Source organism: Williamsia muralis (genome assembly GCF_051487485.1).
Taxonomy (GTDB): Bacteria; Actinomycetota; Actinomycetes; order Mycobacteriales; family Mycobacteriaceae; genus Williamsia; species Williamsia muralis_B.
The window spans coordinates 1-24,755 of sequence record NZ_JAHVCV010000016.1; the positions used below are offsets into that span (position 1 = coordinate 1).

The following is a 24,755-nucleotide window of genomic DNA, read 5'->3' on the forward strand; positions in this document are numbered from 1 at the left end:
CTCACGGATCCCTTCCGTGGCACTGCATACCCCAAAACCCGGTTGTTCGACGTCAGGACTGGTTCGCCCGCAATGGCCGCTTTCAGTCCGTCTCGCCGTTCACCAAATGCAATTCCCCACTAATCGTCTGATGCGCAATTTAAACACAGCATCTCCGATAAGGCAGTGTCAGATTAACGGTGGATCCGGGCCTTGGTGTCGGTTAGTTTCGCTGCAGGGTGATCCACCGTTAATCCGACACTCCCGGGTTCCTATGTGTTTGTCAAGTGAAAACCTTCCCGGGGCCTGGCGATGAAGCACTAGCTTCGTGGAATCAAACTGCGCGACCCAGAGAGTCGAACCCCAAGCGATCGACTCTCTGCTCAAGGCCGAGTATATCCGCCAAAGCCTTCATTCGCCCGAAAGATGAATGACCCGGGGTCGATGACGTTTAAGATCGCTGTGTACAAATACATCTGGTGTCTCATCCATTGCGCCGAACACGGCGAGATCGGAACATCAGCCGTCGAATACGAGACCGCCTACTGGTCGAACCCGAAGATATCCGAGTACCATAAAATCCGGCTTTAGCAGAAGCCGGAAACCAACCAATCGAGCCTCCAAAAAAGGGGGCGTTTCCCGACTCCTGGGACGCAGGATGCGTGGCCGCACGGTCGCTTTGAAACGGCGAAGGCACTGAAACGAAGGGCTGAATCATACTTGGTTGGGTTAGCCCACCGGGGTTGTGGTCGGGTGTTTTAGATCTCTGCCACGGTAGCGGTCACTCCGGGGTGCAGGTCGGCAACAATTCTAACTGGGCTTAGATAATAGAATCACGACGAGAGGGAGCGGAATTTTGAAAAATGCCGAAAAGCAGTGGAACAGAAACCCGAAGACGGCACGTGTCGTTGCGGCCGTTGCGTCTAAGAGTCCGGCGGTGGTGACGGCGAAAGCGGCCTATAAGACAGGAAGGGCTACGGCGACGGTGTTGCCGAAATTGATCGGTTTCGGAATCGCGGGAACAGGGCTGGCGCATCTTGTTCTTCCGCAGGCTTTCGAATCGATCACCAAGCTTGCATTTCCCGAGAACACGCGTGAATGGATTTATGCGAACGGTGCAAGCGAGACCATGATCGGCCTGGCCATCTCAAACAGCCCAACCCGCGTTTGCGGTTTGGTCGGGTTGGCCGCATACGTTGGTTTCCTCGGCAGTCGAATCGTCCGATCCTGAAAGTAACCGGCGGACTACACTGCTTGAGCAGGCAGTGAAAGTATCTACTTGTCAAGCTTCGCTGTTTCCGCTCATAAATTCTTGACCGTCGCGGTTGCAGTTCTACCGGGGCGAGGGACTGCTATGTGGTTTTGGCCCGGCGTGTCCGCTGGCTCTGTATTCCGCCGCCAGCCTCCCCGGGTCCACTATTCTGCCGGGTACGCTGACCGCCGTATCAACGCTCGCCGTCCCTGGGCTGCACGATCGACTGACAACGATCACCCCTGGCCATGACGCGCGGCCACTGATTACGGATAGTTCGGCGATTGGCTGATTGCAAACGCGGTCAGTTCACTTCGAGGCGGGACGCGAAACCGGGATGGCTGAATGGCAGATCAGGTGAGAAGGCAACGCCTACTGTTGCGGCTGCACCGTTGATAATTCCCCACGTCGTCTCCGATAGGTGTGCGGCGAAATAGCTGTCGTTGACCCCTTGCTCACGACCGCTGTCAATCCACCACTGAGTCGCAGATAGCCCAGCACCCAGGATGGACGCCACTGCCAAGGGAATGATCGAGACATCTGCGTGAATACGTCGCAGACTTTCAGTGAATCGATCGGCGACAACCTCCATCACTGACCTCAATTGCTCAGCAACTCCACCATTTCCCGACCCCGAGTACTGAAACAAGTGATTCGCCATAAGGAAGCTGACGACCACGGGATGTTTCCCAACCAGCGCGACGTAGGACTGGACGGACGAGCGAATCATGTCGTCAACAGACGCATGCTCTTGCTCAGCAAGGATCGTGACTTGCGCCGACTCCCACATCAACTCACCGAGTTTCCCCGCCACCGCCCCGTTCAGTCCCGCTTTGTCGCCGAAGTAGCGGTACAGCTTCGGTTTGGACACGCCTGCCTCCGCAGCAATGTCGTCCATGCTCACGCCTACGCCATGGTGGTCGATTGCCCGTATGGCCGCATCGACTAATTCCGCTCGTCTTGCGATGCGATGGTCATCCCACCGGGTGCTGCGGGCATCACGCACCCGACGCTGTACCTGGGATGGCGCGGACGAAACGCGGCGGACGACTGACATTGTGGACACAATACTACCGAAAGCCCCCAAGTCATCAGCGGCCATCCGCGTCAGCCCATTGGCATCGTCAGTTCGCTATCAACGTTCAACCGTGGCTGCGTCCAATCGCGCCACCGCTTGGTTGAAATCGTTCGGCGCCTCCATGTTAATCATGTGACCGATCTGCGGCAACGCCACTAAATCATGCAACCGGCCGCCCTGCTGCAGCCGTTCGGCGAGATCAGTCGAATGAACCTCAGGTGTCAACTTGTCGGCAGAACCCACGATCACCGTCGTCGGCACAGCAAGCGAGTCAACTCCTTTGCTGACGTCGATGGAAGCCAGAACCTTCCCCCACATTCCCCGCACCGCAGGTGGGCAACGCAATACTATGCCGGAACACTCCGCTACAACGGCGGCCGACGCGTGCGGACCCATCGTCCCGTACTTTACCAACCGTCGGTTAAAACGAGTGTCGAGCATCTCCGGTCCCGCGACGGCGAGCCCAGCCGCGAAGCCCCGCTCGAGTGTGGCGCGGAATCGACGTGGCGACCTTATTAACGTTGATCTGCTAACCAACTGCGAGGGGCCAGTGCTCGCCAACACGGCACCGCGTGATGAGGCGCGCACAGAGTCCGGGTGCCCGGCAGCCCATCCCATGATGGACATCCCCCCCATACTGTGACCGATCACCAAGGCCTTACGACTCGAGGTCACGACCGCACGCAAGACAGCCTCAAGGTCGTCGCCGAGCAACGAGGAAGAGAATTGGGAGTGACCCCGGTCGCTCCAGCCATGTCCGCGTTGGTCATACACCACCACACGGTGTGTGCTGGCGAAGTGTTCGATCTGAGGTCGCCAGAACCGGCCCTGGCAAGCCCACCCGTGGCTAAACACCATTAGTGGCGCATCATCACCCAGCCCGTACTCCTCGACAAACAACCTCGTGCCGTCACTCGAGAGAACCTCCCGCGACCGCGCCGGCAATAGGCCAGCTCCCGAAGAGTCAGAGGTCATCGAAGCTCACCGTCACAGCGTCGGTGAGCGGAAGTGCCTGGCACGCGAGTCGCTCACCGTCCTCAATGTCGTCGTTGACGAGGATGTTGTTTTGCGCCATCTCGACATCGCCCTCGATGAGCTTGCAGACACACGCGCTGCATGCGCCCTCTCGACACGAGTACGGGGCGTTGTGCCCTCGTGAGAGCAGCACATCGAGCAGCGGTGTATTACGTGGCCATTCCGTGGTGATGCACTCTCCGTTGAGGTAAACCGTGGCGGTAGCCACACCCTCGTCGTCGCTGAGTCGACGCAGTGTGGCGGTGTCAAACGGGTCACCCGCCAGCGACTGGAACACCTCCCGATGTACATCCGAATGGTCCACTCCACACTCGGCGGCAGACCTTTCCACCAGATCCATGAAGGGGGAAGGGCCGCAGGTGAAGATCGACGACCCCTTGTGATCACGAATAATCTTCTCGACAGCCACAGATGTGGGGAGCCCGTTCTCCGACTCAAGCCAGTAGACCAAAGTGAACCGCTCGAGGAATTCGGATTTGATCTGCTGAAGCTGGCGCTCGTACATGACCGAATCGGCGTCACGGTTCGCGTAGAACAGGACGACTTCCCCACTGCCCGACACCAGTGCCGACTTGACCAGCGACAGCACCGGCGTGATGCCACTTCCGCCGGCGAAGAAGAGCATGTCGACGTCGAGGCTCTTAGCGGTAAACTTTCCCGACGGCGTAAGTACGGTCACCTCCATGCCGACGGAGACGTTGTCACACAACCAGTTCGACGCATATCCCCCAGCGGTGCGCTTCACCCCGATCTCGAGGCGGAAGTCATCGACATGAGGTGAACTGCTCAGCGAATAGCATCGTGCGACGTGGCCCGTCTGGTCCGACGGAATTTTTAGCGTAATGAACTGACCGGGTAGATGCTTGAAGTCGTCGACAATCTCGTCAGGCACTTCGAACGCGATGCTGACCGAGTCCTTGGTCTCCTGCACGACCTCCGACACGGTCAGCGTCCGCGATCGCGCGGTCGCGCCCGGCCGATTTTCCTGCTCGACGGTCATTTGATAATCCCCCGCTTTCGGGCCAATGCGTAGCCCGCACGTGAAACAGGCGCAGAGATGTCCTGGTAGCGCGGTCCCACAACGCGCGCGACAAAGTCGAAGCCCCGTGCGTCTGCGCCGATCAGCACTCGAGGTTTCTTCTTGTCCATTCCCTTGAGGATGGTGGACGCCGCTTTTTCCGGAGTGGTCCGGGCAATGTTGTTGAACATTGTGGCAATGGTGGCGGTATCTGCCCCCATATCGGATACACCTCGAGCGTTATTGACGATATTGGTTTTGACGCCGCCGGGGTGAACGCATGTCACTGTGACCGGATGCCGACTGATCTTCATCTCTTGGCGAAGCGCTTCGGTGAAGCCACGCACACCGAACTTGGCGGCGTTGTAGGCACTCTGGCTGGGAATACCGACCAGACCGAAGACGCTGGAAGTGTTGACAAGATGACCATCACCGGAGGCGATGAGATAGGGCAGGAAAGCCTTCGTCCCATTGACGACACCGCCGAAATTGATACCCATCAGCCAGTCAAAGTCCTCCCAAGACATGTCAACAACGTCGGCGCCGAGGGCGACGCCGGCATTGTTGAACACCATGTTCACGGACCCGAAAGATGACTGGACGCTTTCGGCGTAATCTTGGAAGGCAGCACGATCTGCCACGTCCAACACGGCGGTCTCGACTTTCGCCCGATGCGCGGTACGGCACATAGCCGCCGTCTCCGCGAGATGCACCTCGTCGACGTCGGACAAGGAAAGGCTGGCCCCGCGTGCGGCAAGTTGAAGCGCAAGGGACCGGCCGATCCCTGAAGCGGCTCCCGTGACGACTGCGACCTGATTCGCATAGTTATCTGTTGTCGAACTACTCACTGTTGAATACTCACTTCTCGATGACCTACGGCTGGGTTGTCAGGCGATCTCGTACTCGGCGGGCTTGAAGTCCTTCGTCGCTCGCCAGTACTGCCAGGTGAACCCGGGCCACACCGTACGGTTGACACCCTGCGAGTCCAGATACCAGCTCGTACACCCGCCGTTGGTCCATACCCCCTTGGCGAGCTTGTGCTGAATGTTCTTGTTGAAGTGTTCTTGAACCTCGGGCCGGACATCAACGCGCTGCGCTCCGCGACTGTCGACGGCGTCGATGGCCTTCATGATGTACTTGATCTGCTGCTCGATCATGAATACGACAGAGTTGTGCCCAAGACCTGTGTTGGGCCCGAGCAGGAAGAACAGGTTCGGGAAGCCCTCGGTGGTGATGCCGAGGTGGGTGTTGATACCCGTCCGATGCCAGTGCGACGGCAAGTCTTCGCCCCGGGCGCCCTTGAGCGCGAGTTGATCGAACCCGTCCGTGACATGGAACCCTGTGGCGTAAATGATCACATCTACAGGATGTGACACGCCGTCAGCGGTGACGATAGAATCCGCAGTGACCTTTTCAATCCGATCACTGATCACTGTCGTGTTGGGCGCGGCGAGTGCAGGGTAGTAGTCGTTCGATCCCAGGATGCGTTTGCATCCGATGCGGTAGGACGGCATCAGCTTTCTGCGTAGTTCGGGGTCGGCGATAGAACGTTCGATGTTCCATTTCGCCACTTTTTCGATGGGTCGCATAAGGTTGGAGTGGCCGTTGAGCCCGAAGGCTAGGCTCTCTGCGCCCCAGTAGACCGACCACCGAGCGAGGCGGCGAGTGATAGGGATCTTGCTGAGCAGGGTCCGAAGTGCCGTCGGCACTGCGAAGTTCTTGCGTGGAAGTACCCACGCCGGGGTTCGCTGGAAGACCGTGAGTGTGCCGGCCTCTTTCTGCACGAATGGCACGAACTGAATTGCGCTGGCACCGGTGCCAATGACGGCCACCCGCTTGCCCTGGAGATCCACCGTGTGGTCCCACTTTGCCGAATGGAATGCCTGGCCGGTGAAATCGTCGATTCCGGGGATGTTCGGATAGTTCGGGATGTGCAGGGCGCCGACACCGGACACGACGTACTGTGCGATGTACTCTCGGCCCGACTCGGTACGCAGGTGCCACCGCGATTCGGACTCGCTCCAGTATCCGGAGACCAATTTCTGCCCGAAATGGATCTTCTGAGTGACACCACGCTTGTTGGAGATCTCTTTCAGGTACTGCTCGATTTCGGGCTGCGAAGACCACACCTTCGACCAACTACCGCGGCTCTCGAACGAGTAGGAGTACATCAGTGACGGCACGTCGCATGCGCATCCTGGATAGGTGTTGTCGCGCCAGGTTCCACCGACAGAGTCGGCCTTTTCCAGCACGATGAAGTCGCTGTAGCCGCGCCGGCGGAGCTGCACGGCCATACCGAGGCCAGAGAAGCCGGTGCCGATGATGAGTACTTTGGTGATTATGGGCTCGGTTATTCCCGGGTCTGTCGCCGTGGCGGCGCGCGCCGCGCGCTTGGTGTTGGAGGACGGCATTGAGTGAAAAACTCCCTGATCAAATACAGCAGACGGACCTGCACGCGCGGGGACGCGTCGCAGGTGTGAGAATGTCATCCACCCGAGCCCGCGAACGGAGAAATTCGAACGTGGGGGTCGGGGATGAACTGGTGGCCGACGGGGCCAGGCTAAGGGTGTTAGCGCAGATCGTCGGGCAGGCTGCGCGTTGCGCGCCACATCGCCATCGTGAATTTCCCCTCCATCATCCCGGCCTCGTGGAAGAACCGGATCATAGGCTCGGACATGAACTGCAAATTGACGCGATAGTTCGGGCTCGTCTGCTGCGCCCACAGGCCGCGCACACGACTGATTCCGACAGCGGGGTACACCTTCGGATTGATAAGCAACGGGTACGCAAAGTTCGCAATGGCCGCCAGCGTGCCTCGATGCCAGGCGCGCGAGATGCGTCCGCGACGCTGCATCCCCTCCACCATTTCCAGCCGCGCGAAGGTGATGTGGCGGGCCTCTTCGAGAACGTGAATCTTCATGAGCTGGCGCAGCTGCGGCTGCATTTTCGGGTCATTCATCGCCTCGCGCTGAGCGCGGTCGAGTATCTCTTCGATGAGCAATGTCGCGCCGGATACAGACGGGCCGAGAGGCACAAAATGCAGAATCTTCGCGAAGCCCAAGAATCCCTTCGGCAACTTGTACGGCGCCAGCCCCGTCTTGTTGATCAACCGGGCAAACATCGTCGAGTGACGTGCCTCGTCGCCGATCTCGTTAAGGGCGTACAGGGCCCTTTGATCTGTCAGGGCGCCTTTGGCAGACATTCGGAGCAGCGCTGAGCTAAGCAGATTCTCTGCGTAGATACCGAAGCTGAGAATGCTGACAATTTCATGGCGCCCGAGTTCCACCTTCTGTTCATCGCTCATTTTCTCCCACAGCTTGGTGCCGTAGAGCGAGACACGATGCTCGGGCAGGAAGTACTTTCCCTCCTCCCAGGGCGAGTCCCAATCGATGTCGATCTCCGCGTCGTAGAACTTTTCAGCCGCCGCCCGCAGGAGTCGGCCGGCAGACCTTTGCATGTCGACGGGCTTGCGGGCACTGACGCGCGAAACCCCTTCCGTCGAAACGTCGGGCTTGATCTCAACATTCTGAACGGTCATGTGACACCTCCGTTGTGTTCCGGGCCGAGCTGAGTCTCGTCTTTATACCCGATACTCTGGGTACCCGATACTGCTAGTGTCGCTGCCAGTGTGTTCTTTTGTCAACGCTTGATGTGAAGAAAGTGAGCTTTACGTGTCTGACGACCACGACCTCGACTACTCCGGCGAGGGCACCTTGGTGTGCCGTGGCAAGGAGATTGCTGTCGGGGTGAAAATCAAAGGTTATTTTCAGCCTCTCAATGGCTTGTACACCTGGTACGGCAGGATCGACAAAAATGATGCGCTCGACACGCTCCTCGCGGGCAGGCGCACGGTTGCTGTCTTCGTGACACCAGAGGGCCGCGCCGAGTGCGTCGTGGGCGATCCTGATTTCTGGGACCGCTATCGCATTACGGGCACGAGCAGGCCGCCGTACCACATCCCCACCACCCTCGAAGACGTGGAGTCGATAGCAGAGAGTGAACATCACGGCTGACCGACCCGCGGAGCCGCCTGTGGGGGCGTGCCCCTACATCCCATGAGTCCGAGAGGAAGTTCGTACGTGGCCAGGTCGTCGATCGTTCACAACCGTCCATCAAGGCGTTCTGCCGGCACCGGTGAGTACAGCGCTCAACTGGAAAAGGTCGCCTGGTTCACGCTGCGGCGCAAGGGATTCGCGGCGTCGGTCTGGGTCGTGGTTGCGGTCGGCTTAGCGGTGCTATTCCCGCAGTTGGAGTCCGTGATCCGACAGCAGTCGGTGGACCCGATACCCGCGGGCGTACCGTCATTTCAGACGCTCGACCGGATGGGTGAGGCGTTCAATGAGAAGGGGGCCAAGACCACCGTCTTCGTCGCCATGGAGAACGACAGGGGTTTCTCGGACACCACCCGCGTCAGGTATGACGAATTGGTGACCGCACTGCGTGCGGACACGGAACACGTCATCGCAGTCCGCGATCTGCTCGGCGACCCGCTCACGGAGAGTCAGGCGCTGAGCAAAGACAGGAAGGCGTGGTATCTGCCTATCGGTGTCACGGGGACGTTGGGCGGACCGGACGCTGCCAACGCCGTGGAAGCGGTCCGTGACACCGCGAACGAGATCTTTGATGGTACCGACACAATTGTTCGGGTGACCGGTCCACCTGCCACGTTCACCGACCAGCTCGCGGTCGGTGAGTCCGATCTGGTCGTAATCACGATCGCCACGGTGCTGTTGATCGCAGGGATCCTGCTGGTCGTCTACCGATCGGTTTTCACCGCTCTCATGCCGCTGCTGGTGGTCGGCATGAGCCTGGCAGTGGGCCGCGGGGTGCTCTCGGGTCTGGGCGAATTGGGCATGCCCGTGTCTCAATTCACCTCGATGTTCATGACGGTAATTATCTTCGGCGCCGGAGTCGACTACTCCGTATTCCTTATAAGCCGGTATCACGAGGGCATCCGGGCGGGCGATGCCCCTGACGTGGCCATTGCGAACGCCACGGCAACGATCGGTCGCGTGGTGCTCGCGTCCGCAGCCACAGTTGCCTTTGCTTTCTTAGCGATGGCGTTCGCCAAGCTCAGCGTGTTCAACACGCTCGGCCCGGCGTGCGCGATCTCTATCGCCTTTGGCTTCCTGGCAACCGTCACTTTGCTGCCCCCCGTGCTGTCGTTCGCGGCGAAGCGTGGTGCGGGGCTACCTCGTCGTGACCTCACCAGGCGGTACTGGCATCGGGTGGGAACGGGGGTGATCCGGCGGCCGGTCCCGCTGCTCGCGGTGAGTCTAGTGGCACTGATCGCTCTCGGCCTTATCGCGACCACCATGACAATCACCTATGACGATCGGGAAGGTCAGCCGTCGGATACCGGAAGCAACGAGGGATACGCGCTGCTGAACCGGCATTTTGCCAAAGACACCATCATCTCCGAGTTCCTTCTGGTGGAGTCGAACAAAGACATGCGCACCGGCCAGGGACTGGCCGATCTTGAACAGATGGCGTCGCGCGTCGCGCAGACGCCCGGTGTCACCCGCGTCATCGGGGTGACTCGCCCGACGGGCGAGAAGCTTGAGCAGGCTGAGTTGTCATGGCAGAACGACCAGATCGGTAGTGGTATCACCGAACAGACCGGTGACGCACAGTCACGGAAGGGCGAACTGGAGCTACTGAGGACCGGGTCCTCACAACTCGCCGACGGTCTTGCTTTGCTGAACGAACAAATCACCACCAACCTCGCGCCGCTGTCGGGGTTGCTCGAGCAGGCCTCGTCGGCCGGCGAGGAACTCAGCCAGTATCGTCCGCTCGTCGATCAGCTGGCTGCTGCGGCGCCCGCACTCGATGAGTTCTCCCAACAAGCTCCTGAACTGTCTCGAGTGGCACGACAGGCACAGTCGGCTGCCGACTCCGTCGCACCTGCGTTGAGTGCACTCGATGCTCCCTGGTGCGTTCAGATCCCGCAGTGTTCGGCCTTGCAGGCACAGACCTCGGATATCCGCGCATTGGCCGACAACCAGTCCCTCGGTCGTTTCGCGGACTTCGCTACCCAGCTCGGTGGAGTTGAGGGCCCGGGAACGGCGGACCTCGCGCAGTTGCAGAGCTCATTGAACGTCCTCGACTCCGCGCTGCAGACGATCAACGGCCAGGACCTCGGCAGTCGGTTGTCACAGCTCCAGACGGGCGTCCGAGCGCTCGCCGACGGGTCCCGACAGCTTTCCGGCGGTGTGAGCGCATTGGTGGACAGCAACCTGCAACTGCTGGCGGGCCTGTCTCAAGTGGCCGCCCAGCTACGCGCGCCCGCCCGGGACATCGGCAACTCTGACTCGGCAACGGGGTTCTACCTACCCGCCGACGCGTTCAAGGATCAGCAGTTCAGCCAAGTGGCGCGCCAGTTCATCTCGCCGGATGGCAAGACTGCTCGCTTTGTAGTGCAGACCGCCTACGATCCGTATACCGCGGATGCTATGACGTTGGCGAACAGTCTGTCGAAGGTGGCCGAGGACGCCATGCCGAACACCACGCTGCAGGGTGCGCGCGCATCTGTCGCCGGGTTCCCGGCGATCAACGCCGACATCCAACGACTTCTGGCGTACGATTTCAAGTTACTCGGATTCGGAACGCTCCTGATAGTCGGCTTGATCCTAATGCTCTTACTCAGGGCGATCGTCGCACCGATCTATCTACTGGCCACCGTTGTACTCAACTACGCAGCCGCTCTGGGCATCGGTGTCCTTGTCCTCCAACACATTTTCGGCAATGAAATAGCGTGGCCCGTCCCGCTGGTGTCCTTTATCGTCCTGGTTGCAGTGGGGGCCGACTACAACATGCTGTTGGTTTCCCGGCTCAGAGAGGAATCGACGGCCAATGTCCGGCTCGGAGTGCTACGCACCGTTGCATACACCGGCTCGGTCATCACCTCGGCCGGTTTGATTTTCGCGGCGAGCATGTTCGGACTCATGCTGGGATCGATCGACGTGATGGTCCAGATCGGCTTTATCATCGGTATCGGGTTACTCCTGGACACCTTTCTCGTTCGCACTATTGTCGTCCCTGCGCTGGCAGCATTGCTCGGTGAGGCGAGCTGGTGGCCAGGGCGGCTGCACCGCGCGGCCGTGAGCCGGGATTCCACCGAGGTAGGACCCTATGCCAGAGGACCTTTGACGACGTCTAATCGCTGATGGCGGGGTGAATCTACATCAGGCGCGCGAGGGTTGACAGGAACTCTCGGTTCCTGCTGTGAAACGGACCCACGATCAATTGCCCATTCTCGCTAACGCTTTCGCTACACCCGTGCCGTGGTGCTCGGTAGCAGTGTGAGTCATCGCTGCGGACGCCTGGCCTGAGTACTTCTAAGCGCACCGGCCCGGGCCGAGGCGGTGAACACCAGACGGCGGCGGTTCAGCGAACCGCCGCCGTCAGCGAGAAACGTGTTCAGTTCGGCACGACGACCAGACTCCCGTCGGCATGTTGGGAACGCAAAGCTCTTTTGTCGAACTTGCCCACGCTGGTGCGGGGCACCTGGTCCACGAACGCCCAGTTCTTGGGAATCCACCAACGAGGGATCTCGTCGGGGCAATTCTCGAGGAACCACTGGCCGAGTTGATCGGCGGTAACCTCGCTGCCGTGCGTCCGGACGACCACGGCTAGGGCCGTCTCCTGCCATCGATCGTGAGGGATAGCGATCACGGCAGCCTCGGCCACCTGAGGATGGCCCATTATGGTGTTCTCGAGCTCCACCGATGAGACCCACTCGCCACCCGACTTGATGACGTCCTTCGTTCGATCGGTGAGCGTCAAATAACCGTCTTGGCTGATGTGGCCAACGTCGCCGGTTCGCAGCCAGCCGTCACGGAAGTTGTCGCTGTCTTCGTCCATGTTGTAATAGCTACCGGTGATCCACGGCCCCCTCACTTCCAATTCCCCCACGGACCTGTCGTCACGTGGAACCGGCATACCTGCCTCGTCGGTAAGACGCATCTCAACGCCACAGATGGCACGGCCCTGACGCTTGCGATACGACATATCGGATTCCGATGCGACACCGGCCGGTGGTCGACTCACCGCGGCGAGTGGCGAAGTTTCCGTCATCCCCCACGCTTGGATAATCGGGACGCCGAACCTGTCCGCGAATCCCTCGATCAACGACTGCGGCACCGCCGCACCCCCGCAGGCGACCAGACTGATCGACGACAAATCCAGGTCGGGGTGCGATGACCCAAACTGCAATAGATCGTTCCAGATGGTCGGAACGGCACCCGCTTTCGTGGGCCGATGTGTCTGAATCATGTCCGCCAGAGGAGCCGCTTGCAGGAATCGGTCGGGCAGAAGCAAGTCGGCACCCGCCATAAGGGCCGCATAGGGGAGGCCCCAGGCACTGGCGTGGAACATCGGCACCACGGGCAGGACTCGGTCACCTTCCTCCACGGCGAGCGCATTGCCGGTACAGGCTGCCATCGAGTGAAGGAACACCGAACGGTGGCTGTAGACAACGCCTTTGGGGTCTCCCGTGGTTCCGCTGGTGTAGCACATAGCCGCCGCCGATCTCTCATCGGGTTCTGCCCACGGAAAGGCCGGGGACTCCGCAGCGAGCGCGTCCTCATAACGAATGATTTCGACGCCGTTGCCCTCCAGCGCCGACACCTCCCCACCGCCGGCGACGAACACGACACGTACGGTCGACAGGCCCGGCAGCAGCGGCGCCAGCAACGGCACCAGCGAACTATCCGTAATGATGACCCGGTCCTCAGCGTGGTTCGCGATGAACGACAGTTGGGACGCAGACAACCGCAGATTCAGGGTGTGCAGGACGGCACCCATGGCGGGAACCGCAGCGTACGCCTCGAGGTGCTCCTGATTGTTCCACAGCAAAGTGGCGACCCGGTCATCGTCGCCCACACCGGCACGACGCAGAGCATTGGCCAGCTGCCCGCAGCGTTCCTCAAGGGGCCCGTAAGTCGTGGTTCGAGCCGGTTCGGCGCCGCCGTAGGTGATCACCTGCCTGCCGGCGTGATTCGTCGCGACGTGGCGAAGGATCGACGACACCGTCAAAGGTACGTCCTGCATCGTGCTCTTCATGAATAGAAATACTCCTTCTGCGGCACAGCCGCCTTATTCAGCTGGGCCGTAGTCCTGGATCTGCCAGCTCCCAGCCGTTTTCGACACAATTACCTTTAACAACGTCGGCAGTTCACTCGGTTGTGGGTTCTGCACGTTCTGCGTCTTCTGGCTCGCGAAGACCATCACCGTGTACTCGCCGTCGGTGTCACCGGTGACGCTGGTGGCCAGAACGCGGCCCGACGCTTGCACCTGGGCTTGCTGCATGATTTGCGTCAGCGTCGGTCGAACCTCGTCGTAGCGCTTGATAAGCGCCTCACCTGCGTTCTCCTTGACCGCTGCAAAAAAGGCGTCGGTGTTTTCGTAGCTGTAGGTCAGGGACTTGGTCGTGTAATCCGAGGCGGCCTCCGCCGCCGCGGCCCGTTGCGCGGCTTCGTTTTCCAATGTCGACTTCGCGTCGTCGGCCTCGAGGTAGAGGTAGGCGAACACGCCGACCAGCACAGCGAGCACCACGATCACGGCCGAAACGGCCACGGCAGCACGTGATTGCGGCAATGCTGACCAGCGCCGCGCACTCGGCGAGAGGGGGGCGACGTCGCTGTCGTCAACCCCCGCCGTGGCTACAGAAGCAGTTGGGGCGTTTTCGTCCACCAGTAGATCGCCATCCGTCGTCGCTGCTGCCGAGCCGTCCTCGACCTCAGTGGGCTCAGTAGGCGGATTGGTCTGCTCGTCATTTGTCATCTGGACCTTCTTGTTACTTGCGGTGGATAGTCGCTCGCGGACAAGTCGTCATCGTGGTGACTGCGACACCGTGATGGGGACCTCGGCACGACCTGGTCGCGACGTCGGGAAGGTTCGGGCGAGGAGGTCGCCGATCGATCCGAAGTCGACGTAGGTGTCCGCGACCTTCTCGGTCGCCGGTTTCACCGCACGGGTGATCGTCAGCAGATCCGGCTGCAGGATCTGGATATAGCCGCTGAGCTTTTCCACAAGCTTCAACACGGGAGGCCACTTGTCGTACGAGGTGGTTGTGAACTCGATGAACGCCCGCTGAATTCTCGCCAATCCGTTCACGGCGTCAGGGGTACGCACAGCTGCCTCAGTGAGGACGTCCCCGACGTTGGACATGAGGCCGAGCAGGAACTCGGCGTTGTCCGCGGTCACCCGGACGGACCCATCCTTGCCGACGAAATCGACTAGGCGGTACATCATGTCGCCGATCATGTCGAGGTCTCCCTGCTGTCCGGCGACGGCCTCGGCGACGGTCTTGTTGATGGACTCGATCGATGCTGGGTCGAGCCCATCTGCCACTGCAGCCATCTTCGGCAACACCTGGGGCACCGATTGCGACACGTGCACCGCCTCAGCGGGCACCACGTCTCCGTTGCGGAAGTACCCGCTGGTAGCCGTGCCCGCGGGCACGAAGTTGATGTACTGTTCCCCCGCAAGTGACAGATTCTGGATAGACATCACACTGTCCTGGGGAATCTTGTTATCGGAATCGATCGCCATCTCGACCTTAAGTGCCGAATCCACGACGTTGATGGAGGCCACCCTTCCGACGGGTATCCCCCGCACCATCACCGGCGACGTGTCCAGCAGACCGCCCGAGCTGTCGATGAAGGCGGTTAACGAGTACTCGGAGCGGGTGGGGTTCACGCGAGCCACGCCGACGACAAGGTAGCCAAGCCCTACAACGAACACGACGGCCAAAGCCACCATAGATATGAGCGTGCTGCTGCGGTTCACGGCATCATTCCGATCGATTTCAACACGGTAATAAACGATTCGGCGTCCCGCCGCGCCAGGTTCCGGCCATCGATGGAGATGTCCGAAAGGTTGATGTCGGGCGACCCCACGAATGGAATCAGTTTGTCGCGGATGACGCGTGTTGCCTGCTCCGTGAAGGACTTTGAGTAAATGTCGGAGTTGGCGATCGAAGCAATCACCGGGGCGATCGCAGCCACCGACTCCTTGATGCGTGAGTACTCCGGATCCACGATCCTGCCCGCGGCCACAGCGAAATCACGCAAGTTGGCGATGAGTAACGCGACGTCGATCAGGGAGTAGCCGAGGCCATAAAAGTTGCGTCCACCCTTAGTCAGCATCCGGTCGATTCCCGATGGATCAGCCAAGATCACCTTCAGAGTCCGATCAGCCGACCTCAACACTACGTCGAGCTTGTCAGTGTTCGAGGAGACCTCCGAAACGGTCTCCAGCGTTGTCCGATACAGGGCGTCGAATTCCTGCGGGTCCTTGGGGAACGTGGTGTTCAATGTCGAGATGGCGGTGTGGATCTTGTCGAGCTCACCGCCGCCGAGGACATTCGCCATTCCGCGCATGACGTCCTCGACATTTGCTGCCGGCTCGGTCCGTGCCAGCGGGATCACCGAACCCGACCGCAGCAAGGCACCCGTCGACGGCTCGGCTGGGGGAAGGATGGCAACGTAGATCTCACCGAGGAGAGTGTCTTGACGCAGTTCGGCTCGCGATTCGCCCGGCAGCTGAGTCTTGTGATCGATGCGAGCTTTGACGACCGCATGCCCGTTCTCGTACGTGACATCTTCGACGGTTCCGACGCTGATCCCCTCCGACAGGACTTTAGCGAGGGCTGGCAGGTTGAGTGCGCTGGTGAACTCCATCTGGATGTCGTAGCCGTTGCCGTCGGAGGTCCCTATGGTCGGCGGATTGTCGGCGTTGATCCCACATGACGTGACGAACACCATCGCTGCCATCAGTGCGACTATCGTGGGTCCGAGGCGTGCCCGGTTGACCGAGATCATCAGGCCCCTCCACCCATCATCCCGGCGATCGTTTTTGATGCATCGCCGGGCCTGCAGACGCCGTTTGCCACTGGCGCGGCGCAGCCACTGACGAGGCTTCGCAAAGGCAGCGACACTGCGAACGCCTGCACGATCGACTTGGCATCGGGGTGTTTGACGATGAGGTCTGCCGTGCGGGCTGCTACTGCTGCCATCATGTCCGGCTGCTCTCCCATGCCGGCGATGAGCGGAACGGCAGCATCACCGATCGCGAATACCGGGGGGCCGAAATCTGTTGCGAGCCGCGAGAGAATCGGTACGAACGTCCCCGCGTACTCGACTGCTGCACCGAACGTCTGGCCGAACGCGACGATGACATTGATGGCACCGACGAAGTTGTCGAAGAGGGCGGTCAGCTCTTTGTCGTTCTCGGTTGCCACCCCCGTCAGTGTTGCGAGGTTCCCGACGATCCTGCGAATCTGTCCATCCCGCTTGGCCGGGTCGTTGATGAGCGTGGCAGAGTCCTTGATGATCCCGGCCACGTCGCCCTGTGTCCCTTCCAGATTGCGGGAGACGAGCTTGAGGGACTGCAGGACGGCGTCGGTGTTTCTACCGTTGTCCTTGACCAGGTCCTCGGACAAGTTGCTGATCGAGTCGAGCGTCTGACTGACGCCTAGCGGGGTTCTCGTCTTACTCAACGAAATGCACTGATTCGTCTCGTATCGGGCTCCACCGGAGTACGGCTTGGTGAACTCTATCTGACGTTCGGTCACGATGGATGTCGACACCATAGTCGCGCCGACGTCGGCGGACAGCGGCACGCTCTTGTCGACCCGCATCTCGACCCTTACACCGGACTGACCTTTATTCTGTTGCACCCCAACGACGCTGCCCACCTTCTTGCCGAGCATGGCGACTGCGTTGCCTTCGAAGAGGCCCGATGCATCGGTGAACTCTGCGCACAAGGCACGCGTGTCGTCGGACGCTGTCCGCCCTATCCCGATACCAGCGATGACCACAACCACCACGGCGATCAAGAGCAGCAGCCTCCGGACCCAGGTGGTCAACATTTGTCGTCACCACTCGGAATGCACACACGAACCTCTGGTTCTGTGGTGGCCGGCGCACCCACCGGCGCTGCCTGGAGGAGTACGCCGAGGCGCTGAGTGATCTGATCGACCTGTGTTAGGGCATTGGAGTAGCCCGGCAGCTCTGTCGACACCTTGTCCAGGAGCGTCTTGAACTGTTGCACGGACGGTTCGATCCCATCGCGGTACGCCACGAGCGGCCTCGTCAGAAGTTTGAACAGACGCCTGAGGTAGTCGAACCCGTCGCGGACGTTCTGGATATCAGGTCCCAGAGTGCTGGCCAGGAAGCTGAGTTGACGGAGAAAGTCGACCAGCACCTGCTTTTGGTCGGCGAAAGCTTCGACGTATTCATCGGACAGAGCGACCGTTTTGTCGAGCTGACCGTACTGTCGCTCTAGGAGGTCCATCAGACTGCTGGTGTTCCTCAGTGCGTCGGGAATGTTTGTGTTGCCGTCGGAGAACGCATTCTGCAGCAGTGTTGCGGTTTGACGGAGATCGACGCCGTTCACATCACGAAACACCGGCGTCGTCGTCTCCAGCGTGTTCGAGATGTCGTAAGTACTCGATGTCTGAACAAGGGGGATTGCCCCCGAGAGCGCGGTCGGTCCTGACCCTGGGTCCAGATCGAGAACTCGCCCGCCGATCGGCGTGATCAGGCGAACCGCTGCGGTAGCGTCCGAACGGACCGATACCGAGTCGTCGAGTCGAAATTTGACTGTGATGAACGTTCCTGTGAGGTCCACCGACGACACCTTCCCTTGTCTTATCCCCGCTATACGCACCTGATTACCCGACTCCAGCCCGCCGGTGTTGACCAGCTGGGCCGAGTACACTTTTTGGCCGGGCGGTGCGATATACACGGCCCCTGCGATCACCAGACCGACCACCACGGTCACCACCACCACACCGGCGACGATGAGGTCGCGCCTGCGTTCAGGCTGGTGATGCGATCGATTTCGACTAAACAACCTCACTTACACACCACCAATCGTTGCCCCATAAGCGCGATCCTCGCTGTATCCGGCAGAGGCAGAGGACCTTTCGAACATCGCGCCTCGCTCGGCGTGGAGTTCGTCGCAGCGGCCAGCGAGTCCATAAGGGGCTTGAGCAGTACCGCGCCGTTGAGTAGACCCTCCAACTCCCCGGGTTCTCGCGTCAGACGCTGATAAATCGTCGCGAAACTCTGGTCGTACGTTGACTCAAGTTGCTCGCCGGTGATGACCGTCTTCGACATGGACCGGTTGACCTCGCGTAGCGACTCTCGCAGCCGGTCACTCACGCGGCTGAAGGCGTCGACGATCGATCCCAGCTTGTCGACAAGTTCGACCATCTCCGCCGAGCGGCCTTCGAGCTGGTCGGAGACCTGGCCAAGGCTCGTCACAATATTCGTGATGATCTCAGACCGCTGGTTCCCGTAGGCAGTGATGTTGGCGACCTGCTTCAAAACAGGCGATATGCCCCTTCCATCACCTTGAGCAACGCGCAACAAATTGGACTGCAGTTCATTGATCTCGTCGGCATTAAGCGTGTCGAACACCGGCTTGAACCCGTTGAACAAGGTGGACACATCAAATGAGGGAACGGTCTTGTCGAGCGCCACCTGTGTGAGTGCCCCCTGTGTTTTTCCCTGTGCCGCACCGATCAATTCGACATATCGCTGTCCGAGAAGATTCTGATACCGCACGGCGGCGGTGGTGTTCGATGTGATCGTGACGTCGTCGTTCAGTTGGAAATGAACGACCGCCGTGGGTCCTTTCAGGTCGATCGCCGTCACATAACCGACCTTGACTCCCGCCAACCGCACACCGTCGCGAGGCTTGAGCCCGGATGCATCGGAGAAGACCGCAGATCGTTCAGAACTCGGTCCGTCCGAGCTGGGTTCGAGGATGGCGATGATCACGTAGGTGAGAACGCCGATGACTGCGGCGAACGCAACGATCTTGATGATGGTGGGAGTTAACGACTTCATCTACCTCGGTCCTCCTGCTGCAAGCGCGCTCTGCAGCGCAGGTGACGTCTGCACTACCAGGGCGACCTGAAGCTGTACTCGCTCGCCGACCTGCGGCGTGGCTTTGTCGATGCTGTCCAAGATTTGCGGGATGGTGTACACGGTTCGCACCAGCCCCGATGCCGACCTGGCGACCGGCCTCGCCAGATCGAGACCCACGTCCAGTAGTGAACTCAACGCCGGATAGTTTTTGCTCAACAGTCCCCCGAGTCCGCCGAACAAGACCGCGCCGGTGTCGTTGAGGTTGCCCTTTGTCTGTTTGATGGCTTCGTCAGTGGCGAAGAAATCAGCGACGTCAACGTTTATCAGAATGCCTGGAACGAACGGCGTCATGAAATCGGCTACACCCTGGGACAGATCTGCTGCGATCGCCAAATCCTGGCCCACTGGCCGCTGTTGAACGTCCCGAGTGATCTGTGCAATCTGGAACATGAGCTTGCCGGCGTCGGCAAACGTTTGGGAATCATCGACAACAAACTTAACCACGGAATTGAACGCCGGCTGATCGAGAGCATTGACAAGCTTGGAAAGCTTACGAATCAGTGTCGAAACCGACGTTTGTTCGGACTGCTGCTTGTTGACATAGACACTGCCGCCATCACTGATTAACTCTCCCCGTCCGGGGTCAACAATCTCCAGTGCCGTTGGCCCCAGCGCGCTGGCAGACGTGTAATTCACCGCCAGGCCCTGACGCAACCGGATGTCGTCGTTAGCTCCGGTGAGCTCAATTCTCACAGATGTGCTTTGGTCGCGCACCGACACCGAGGACACCTTGCCCACGGTAAAGCCCCGATACTTCACCTCCGATCCGCCCTTCAGCCCGTCACCAATCGCGTCGGTGGTTATCGTCACTGTCTTGCTGTCTACAAATTTTCCGGTTGCGTTTCCCACCAGAAAATAGGCGGCAACCACCACGACGACCAGGACACCGATCCCACGCAGGGTCAAATTTGTTATTGATGGCGCGCGCCCTGACGGATCTTTATAAACAGCCACTTCAACCCCTACCCCGAAATCCTGACGCCCGAATCGAAGCCCCACATCAGCAGGGTCAAGATCATGTCCTCCACAACAATGATGATGAGACTGCTACGGATCGCTCGACCAGACGCGCGGCCGACGCCCTCTGCTCCACCGGTGGCGTAGAAACCCTGGTAGCTGTGGACGATGACGACCGATACTACGAAAATGAGGACCTTGATGACCGAGAACACCAGATCCTGCGGTTTGAGGAACGCATTGAAATAGAAGTCGTAGGTGCCACCTGACTGGCCGTGCAGAAGGATGACGACCAGCTTGGCTGCGGCGAAACTGAGTATCAGCGTCACGATGTAGAGCGGGATGATGGTGGTGATCGCTGCAACCACGCGCGTGCTGACGACATATGGAATCGGCCGCACCGCCATCGATTCGAGTGCGTCTATCTCTTCGGCGATGCGCATCGATCCGATCTCCGCAGTGAGACGACAGCCGGCCTGGGCTGCGAAGCCGATCGCGGCGATAATCGGTGCCAACTCCCGAGTGTTGGCGTACGACGAGATGAACCCGGTAAGAGATCCCATCCCCACCAGGTCCAGCGAGGCGTAACCCTGGATGCCGATGGATGCCCCGACAGCCATTCCGAGAATGACAAGCACGACTGCGGTACCCCCGCCGACCAGAATAGCGCCTCGCCCCCAGGCAAACTCCTGTATGTACAAGAGCGTCTGTCGTCGATATGTGGTCGCGACGTGGCGGATTCCGGCCACGGTGTCAAAGGTGAACGTGGTGATGTGCCCGAGTTGTGCGGGGACTTCGGCGAGGGGCGTCACAGAACGAGCGATCGGACGAGTGACAGAAGTCAAGCGGGTGGAAGGTACTGCGGTCACGTATTCTCCGTCATCCGATGGTCTGCGGGACGAACATGATCGTTAGCTGGGTGATGAATACGTTGATGACGAAGCACGCCACCACCCCCAGAACTACGGTGGCGTTGACAGATTGGGCCACACCCTTCGGGCCGCCTTTTGTGGACAGACCCCGGTGACATGCGATTGCCACGACAACGAGACCGAATACCAACGACTTGACCAGTGCCACAAGGATGTCCGCCGATGACGCGAACGAGGCGAACGAGGCGACGTAACTTCCGGGCGTGATGCCTTGGACGTTGACGCTCAGGATGTAGCCGGCCACGAGGCCGGTAAACACGATGAGCATGCACAACATTGGAGCGACGATGAGAACCGCGACGAACCGCGGTGCGACGACTCGACGGGTCGGATTGAGTCCGAGAGTTTCCATAGCATCGATTTCTTCACGGACGGTCCGTGCGCCAAGGTCAGAGGCGATGGCCGACCCTGCCGCACCACCGAGCAGTAGGGCTGTGACGATCGGTGCCCCCTGCTGAATGATCCCGAGTCCACCAGCGGCTCCGGCGATCGACGTGGCCCCGACCTGCTGGGTCAGACTTCCGACCTGCACCGAGACGATGACGCCGAACGGAATTGCCACCAGGATCGCCGGCAACGTCGTGACGGTGATGACGAACCAGGTCTGTGTGACAACCTCCCGAAAAGGAAACCGTCCGGTGACAATGTCGCGCACGGCCCACCGCAGTGCCTGGCCGGCGAGGGCAATCGTATTTCCGAAGGTCGCAAGACTGTCTGTCGCACGACCAGCAAGTTCCGTAGCGATACTGATTCTCCTTCACCTTGCTGAACATCCCACCGCGATGGGTGTTCGCACGGTACCAGGTACTTGCAGTACTCCATTCGCGGTTTGGATATTTCTGCCCGAACTAACCAGCCGCACGACGGAACACCGGCCCCGTTGACCCTCGATGACGCACCGACCCGTCCCTGTGTGCGGCAGTGGCTCTGCGGGGCTGGCAGGTCTGCTCCGAGTTCGTTATTTCGGTTGAGCACGACCGGGCTGACCTAAAGCATCGGATGCACGCGTGTTCGTGTGAGCAGCGCGTAACGTAGGGTCGCCCGCCGGTTCTGAGTTCGACTTTTCAGGTCCCCTCGTTGCAAGCCGGGACCTGTGGCCACAGCGGTCCACGTTTACATTCTTTGATCGCCAGCGCTCGCCTGACGTACAGAGATCGACACTTTGTGCCGTCAGGCATGTAAATCACCTGCAGCACAACTTTGTTCGGGGAAAAGATGCGGAATCGGTTCCGGCTGCGCTGGATTCGCTAGTGAAGCCAGCGGCAGCGATCGCGCCGACAGACAGCGTTTGCACCCCAGCGGACGGCGGGCACTGGTGCTGCGGGGCCTCGTGATCTACGGTTCCACCCATGGTGACAGTAGCCGTGAAATACGTGCCAGCCCGAGTCGCGCATACAGCTTTACAACGGCCACGCACGCCGGTCGAGCTCGTCAACACACTTCGCACCAGATCGCCGGCTAGACGGTTACAAAACTTGACCGTCCTCGTCACTGGCTCGTCGTCGGGCATCGGCGCTGCGGCAGCTGAAGAGTTCGCCCGTCGTGGAGCCCACGTCCTGACGGTGGCGCGTCGTGCCGACAGCCTCGACGAACTCGTCACGCGTATCCGGGCCGCGGGCGGCTATGCCGACACCTGTCCGGCGGATCTCTCCGATACCGACGACACAGCTCGCTTGATCCAGTACGTGCTCGAGGAATACGGCTGCCCGGACATCGTCGTGAACAACGCCGGGCGGTCGATTCGCCGCGAGGTCCTCGACTCGACTGATCGGCTACACGATTATCAGCGCACCATGGCGGTCAACTACTTCGGTCCCGTGCAACTGACGTTAGGGTTCCTACCTGCCATGAAGGAGCGTGGCAGCGGTCACTTCATCAACGTGTCCACCTGGGGTATCCCGATGGGCGCCATGCCGAAGTTCTCGGCATACGCGGGATCGAAGGCCGCGATTACCGCTTTCGGACGCAGCATAGCGTCGGAGTTGCGCGGCACAGGGGTCTCTGTGACGACAGTCTTTTTCCCGCTCGTCCGGACACCGATGATCGAGCCCACCGACGAATACCACCACACTCCCGCGCTCACTGCGGCTGAAGCTGCGGCCTGGCTTGTGCACGCGGCTGTGTACCGCGATCTGGAGGTCATGCCGCGAGTGGCACGGCTTCTCCGACAAGTGGGCGCGGCATCATCGAGAATCGCGGACGGGCTTGTAGAACGCAATGCGCCCTGACGTGTGTGCCCCAGATAGTGGCCCCGGCGAGGTGATTAACTTGCTCGGGGGCCGATATGCGCGGACACGGGATAGCTGACTCATTCGGTGCGATCCACCGGAGCCGCCGAGACCGTCTTGGCTTTCCCGGTGAGCGACGCACACTGCGCTGACGTAGGTGTCGTGGAGATTGTCGGCGAGCTGGGGATCGAGGCCGCTTTCGGAGAGCGCGTCGGCCACCATTGCTGTGGTGACGTCGGCGCTCTGGTGGTGCACACGCTGCCCCGGGGCGGTGTAGATCGGTCCGAGTGCGCTGTCGCCGGTCTTGTCATGTGCAGCGGCAAAGACACGACGCAGCCTGCGAGAGACCTCTATGTGGTGCTGTTGCTGGTGCTCGGGAACATCTGCGCCCTCGTTGAGCACTGCCAAACTCATTTGCTGCCAATCAATCTCGATGTCGGCGCCGCGCGGCGTTGAGCAGCCACCGTGAGGCGGCCAAGGCGAACGGGCATGCCGGGTCAAGATAGAATGTCCCTGCGCTCATAGGTACTCGTTGCGGTCGCGGACTGTTGGACGTGTTTGCTCACGTGGAGGCTATGGCTTCCAATGCGGCGATAGCGGCCGAGAGTTTGGCTGACGCGTCGGTGGCCACCGGTGCAAGTTCGGCTTCCCCGGAGACCTCGACCATCAGGTCGGGATTCATCGCTTCGACGATCTCGTTTGATCGATTGGTGGCGTCGGTGCGGACCACGACATTGCAGGGCAACAGCAGACCGATCTGCCGATTGACTCCCAGAGCGCGATGAGCCAATGGTGGATTACAAGCCCCCAGGATCAGGTAATTTTCCATGTCCACATCGAGCTTTGTTTTCAGGGTGTCTTTGACGTTGATCTCGGTGAGGATCCCAAAACCCTGATCGGCCAATGCGGCGCGGGTTCGTGCGACCGCCTCGTCGAACGGGAGGTTGAGGACGGTGGAGATTGCCAGTGACATAACAGCTTTCCTTCAGGGCGGGTTGAACGTGATCGGATTTAGCGGAGGTCGGCGCGGCGTTGTAGTCCCAGGCGGTGCATCAGCAGGCTGGCCGGGCACCAGCCCACGGCGGCGAAGAGCAGCAGGTTCACCGCTACGAAGGCGGTCAGCACCAGCCACCAGCTCGACACACCGGCCGCCAGGGCCACGCTGAGGAGAATCATCAATCCCGCGAGCAGTGGCACCGCTCGTTCGACGGTCCACGTAGGTGCGGTTGTTCGACTGTTCATCGCGCCCTTGACCGCAGCCGAACTGGAGAAACTGTTCCTAGCCCTAGCCTAACCAGGCTGGCCAAGCGTTGGCGCCCAGCATGGCCTTGACC

The 24,755-nt window shown here is 60.3% G+C and carries 23 protein-coding genes; 4 read left to right on the top strand and 19 right to left on the bottom strand.

Features of this window, described 5'->3' with window-relative positions:
* Positions 1-835 precede the first annotated feature (835 nt).
* Positions 836-1,210, top strand: a complete 375-nt coding sequence (locus tag KXR83_RS25990; RefSeq protein ID WP_307715602.1) for a hypothetical protein — start codon at positions 836-838, stop codon at positions 1,208-1,210.
* Between the two features lie 325 nt (positions 1,211-1,535).
* Here KXR83_RS25990 and KXR83_RS25995 read toward each other — a convergent pair whose 3' ends face one another.
* From KXR83_RS25995 to KXR83_RS26020, 6 genes are all read right to left on the bottom strand, one after another.
* Positions 1,536-2,288 (bottom strand): TetR/AcrR family transcriptional regulator, encoded by a 753-nt coding sequence (locus KXR83_RS25995; RefSeq protein WP_031332475.1) that lies wholly within the window; start codon positions 2,286-2,288, stop codon positions 1,536-1,538.
* Positions 2,289-2,366: 78 nt separating this feature from the next.
* Positions 2,367-3,284 (bottom strand): alpha/beta fold hydrolase, encoded by a 918-nt coding sequence (locus tag KXR83_RS26000; RefSeq protein WP_023959008.1) that lies wholly within the window; start codon positions 3,282-3,284, stop codon positions 2,367-2,369.
* Entirely contained in the window at positions 3,274-4,344 is a 1,071-nt protein-coding gene (locus KXR83_RS26005) for a ferredoxin--NADP reductase (RefSeq protein WP_023959006.1), read from the bottom strand. Before KXR83_RS26005 ends, KXR83_RS26000 begins: the two co-directional genes overlap by 11 nt.
* Complete coding sequence (locus tag KXR83_RS26010; RefSeq protein WP_023959004.1) at positions 4,341-5,210, bottom strand: SDR family NAD(P)-dependent oxidoreductase; 870 nt, start codon at positions 5,208-5,210, stop codon at positions 4,341-4,343. Before KXR83_RS26010 ends, KXR83_RS26005 begins: the two co-directional genes overlap by 4 nt.
* Positions 5,211-5,249: 39 nt before the next feature.
* Positions 5,250-6,773 (bottom strand): flavin-containing monooxygenase, encoded by a 1,524-nt coding sequence (locus KXR83_RS26015; RefSeq protein ID WP_023959002.1) that lies wholly within the window; start codon positions 6,771-6,773, stop codon positions 5,250-5,252.
* Positions 6,774-6,931: 158 nt separating this feature from the next.
* The gene (locus KXR83_RS26020) at positions 6,932-7,900 is read right to left on the bottom strand and encodes an AurF N-oxygenase family protein (protein ID WP_023959000.1); all 969 of its coding nucleotides are present in this window, start codon (positions 7,898-7,900) and stop codon (positions 6,932-6,934) included.
* 133 nt (positions 7,901-8,033) lie between these two features.
* Here KXR83_RS26020 and KXR83_RS26025 point away from each other — a divergent pair, with 133 nt between their 5' ends.
* Positions 8,034-8,375 carry a DUF4873 domain-containing protein gene (locus tag KXR83_RS26025; protein ID WP_023958998.1) on the top strand — a complete coding sequence of 114 codons (342 nt, stop codon included), beginning with the start codon at positions 8,034-8,036 and terminating at the stop codon, positions 8,373-8,375.
* A 42-nt stretch (positions 8,376-8,417) separates the two neighbouring features.
* The gene (locus KXR83_RS26030) at positions 8,418-11,528 is read left to right on the top strand and encodes an RND family transporter (RefSeq protein WP_051406546.1); all 3,111 of its coding nucleotides are present in this window, start codon (positions 8,418-8,420) and stop codon (positions 11,526-11,528) included.
* Positions 11,529-11,781: 253 nt separating this feature from the next.
* Here the strand turns inward: KXR83_RS26030 and KXR83_RS26035 are convergent, their stop codons facing one another.
* Genes KXR83_RS26035 through KXR83_RS26080 form a run of 10 tightly spaced genes read right to left on the bottom strand, consistent with a single transcriptional unit; the run spans position 11,782 to position 21,848 of the window.
* On the bottom strand, positions 11,782-13,425 hold the full coding sequence (locus tag KXR83_RS26035) for a long-chain fatty acid--CoA ligase (RefSeq protein ID WP_023958994.1): 1,644 nt from the start codon (positions 13,423-13,425) through the stop codon (positions 11,782-11,784).
* 33 nt (positions 13,426-13,458) lie between these two features.
* Complete coding sequence (locus KXR83_RS26040; RefSeq protein WP_023958992.1) at positions 13,459-14,145, bottom strand: hypothetical protein; 687 nt, start codon at positions 14,143-14,145, stop codon at positions 13,459-13,461.
* A gap of 48 nt (positions 14,146-14,193) precedes the next feature.
* The gene (locus KXR83_RS26045) at positions 14,194-15,126 is read right to left on the bottom strand and encodes an MlaD family protein (protein WP_023958990.1); all 933 of its coding nucleotides are present in this window, start codon (positions 15,124-15,126) and stop codon (positions 14,194-14,196) included.
* 23 nt (positions 15,127-15,149) lie between these two features.
* Positions 15,150-16,187, bottom strand: coding sequence for an MlaD family protein (locus KXR83_RS26050; RefSeq protein ID WP_023958988.1), 1,038 nt, complete (start codon positions 16,185-16,187; stop codon positions 15,150-15,152).
* Positions 16,187-17,236 (bottom strand): MlaD family protein, encoded by a 1,050-nt coding sequence (locus tag KXR83_RS26055; protein ID WP_062800734.1) that lies wholly within the window; start codon positions 17,234-17,236, stop codon positions 16,187-16,189. The genes KXR83_RS26050 and KXR83_RS26055 overlap by 1 nt, the downstream gene beginning before the upstream one ends.
* Positions 17,230-18,228: an MlaD family protein gene (locus KXR83_RS26060; protein ID WP_023958986.1), complete on the bottom strand. Its 999-nt coding sequence runs from the start codon at positions 18,226-18,228 to the stop codon at positions 17,230-17,232. Before KXR83_RS26060 ends, KXR83_RS26055 begins: the two co-directional genes overlap by 7 nt.
* Positions 18,225-19,223 carry an MlaD family protein gene (locus KXR83_RS26065; protein ID WP_023958984.1) on the bottom strand — a complete coding sequence of 333 codons (999 nt, stop codon included), beginning with the start codon at positions 19,221-19,223 and terminating at the stop codon, positions 18,225-18,227. Before KXR83_RS26065 ends, KXR83_RS26060 begins: the two co-directional genes overlap by 4 nt.
* Positions 19,224-20,258, bottom strand: coding sequence for an MlaD family protein (locus KXR83_RS26070; protein WP_031332473.1), 1,035 nt, complete (start codon positions 20,256-20,258; stop codon positions 19,224-19,226).
* Positions 20,259-20,266: 8 nt separating this feature from the next.
* Complete coding sequence (locus KXR83_RS26075; protein ID WP_031332472.1) at positions 20,267-21,130, bottom strand: ABC transporter permease; 864 nt, start codon at positions 21,128-21,130, stop codon at positions 20,267-20,269.
* A gap of 10 nt (positions 21,131-21,140) precedes the next feature.
* Entirely contained in the window at positions 21,141-21,848 is a 708-nt protein-coding gene (locus tag KXR83_RS26080; protein WP_023958978.1) for an MlaE family ABC transporter permease, read from the bottom strand.
* 694 nt (positions 21,849-22,542) lie between these two features.
* Here KXR83_RS26080 and KXR83_RS26085 point away from each other — a divergent pair.
* Positions 22,543-23,421, top strand: coding sequence for an SDR family NAD(P)-dependent oxidoreductase (locus KXR83_RS26085; protein WP_369792625.1), 879 nt, complete (start codon positions 22,543-22,545; stop codon positions 23,419-23,421).
* On the opposite strand, the gene KXR83_RS26090 is transcribed toward KXR83_RS26085, so the two are convergent.
* The 3 genes from KXR83_RS26090 to KXR83_RS26100 all read right to left on the bottom strand — a co-directional run bounded on the left by KXR83_RS26090 (position 23,377) and on the right by KXR83_RS26100 (position 24,663).
* Positions 23,377-23,835, bottom strand: a complete 459-nt coding sequence (locus KXR83_RS26090; protein ID WP_174548773.1) for a mycothiol-dependent nitroreductase Rv2466c family protein — start codon at positions 23,833-23,835, stop codon at positions 23,377-23,379. The genes KXR83_RS26085 and KXR83_RS26090 overlap by 45 nt on opposite strands.
* Before the next feature lie 148 nt (positions 23,836-23,983).
* Positions 23,984-24,394 carry a DUF302 domain-containing protein gene (locus KXR83_RS26095; protein WP_023958972.1) on the bottom strand — a complete coding sequence of 137 codons (411 nt, stop codon included), beginning with the start codon at positions 24,392-24,394 and terminating at the stop codon, positions 23,984-23,986.
* A gap of 38 nt (positions 24,395-24,432) precedes the next feature.
* Positions 24,433-24,663 (bottom strand): YgaP family membrane protein, encoded by a 231-nt coding sequence (locus tag KXR83_RS26100; protein WP_023958970.1) that lies wholly within the window; start codon positions 24,661-24,663, stop codon positions 24,433-24,435.
* Positions 24,664-24,755: the final 92 nt, after the last annotated feature.

Coding starts and splice junctions, on each gene's coding strand:
- KXR83_RS25995 (WP_031332475.1), bottom strand. CDS start 2,288: ATGTCAGTCGTCCGCCGCGTTTCGTCCGCGCCATCCCAGGTACAGCGT.
- KXR83_RS26000 (WP_023959008.1), bottom strand. CDS start 3,284: ATGACCTCTGACTCTTCGGGAGCTGGCCTATTGCCGGCGCGGTCGCGG.
- KXR83_RS26005 (WP_023959006.1), bottom strand. CDS start 4,344: ATGACCGTCGAGCAGGAAAATCGGCCGGGCGCGACCGCGCGATCGCGG.
- KXR83_RS26015 (WP_023959002.1), bottom strand. CDS start 6,773: ATGCCGTCCTCCAACACCAAGCGCGCGGCGCGCGCCGCCACGGCGACA.
- KXR83_RS26020 (WP_023959000.1), bottom strand. CDS start 7,900: ATGACCGTTCAGAATGTTGAGATCAAGCCCGACGTTTCGACGGAAGGG.
- KXR83_RS26030 (WP_051406546.1), top strand. CDS start 8,418: ATGAGTCCGAGAGGAAGTTCGTACGTGGCCAGGTCGTCGATCGTTCAC.
- KXR83_RS26035 (WP_023958994.1), bottom strand. CDS start 13,425: ATGAAGAGCACGATGCAGGACGTACCTTTGACGGTGTCGTCGATCCTT.
- KXR83_RS26040 (WP_023958992.1), bottom strand. CDS start 14,145: ATGACAAATGACGAGCAGACCAATCCGCCTACTGAGCCCACTGAGGTC.
- KXR83_RS26045 (WP_023958990.1), bottom strand. CDS start 15,126: ATGGTGGCTTTGGCCGTCGTGTTCGTTGTAGGGCTTGGCTACCTTGTC.
- KXR83_RS26050 (WP_023958988.1), bottom strand. CDS start 16,187: ATGATCTCGGTCAACCGGGCACGCCTCGGACCCACGATAGTCGCACTG.
- KXR83_RS26055 (WP_062800734.1), bottom strand. CDS start 17,236: ATGTTGACCACCTGGGTCCGGAGGCTGCTGCTCTTGATCGCCGTGGTG.
- KXR83_RS26065 (WP_023958984.1), bottom strand. CDS start 19,223: ATGAAGTCGTTAACTCCCACCATCATCAAGATCGTTGCGTTCGCCGCA.
- KXR83_RS26085 (WP_369792625.1), top strand. CDS start 22,543: ATGGTGACAGTAGCCGTGAAATACGTGCCAGCCCGAGTCGCGCATACA.
- KXR83_RS26090 (WP_174548773.1), bottom strand. CDS start 23,835: ATGAGTTTGGCAGTGCTCAACGAGGGCGCAGATGTTCCCGAGCACCAG.
- KXR83_RS26095 (WP_023958972.1), bottom strand. CDS start 24,394: ATGTCACTGGCAATCTCCACCGTCCTCAACCTCCCGTTCGACGAGGCG.
- KXR83_RS26100 (WP_023958970.1), bottom strand. CDS start 24,663: ATGAACAGTCGAACAACCGCACCTACGTGGACCGTCGAACGAGCGGTG.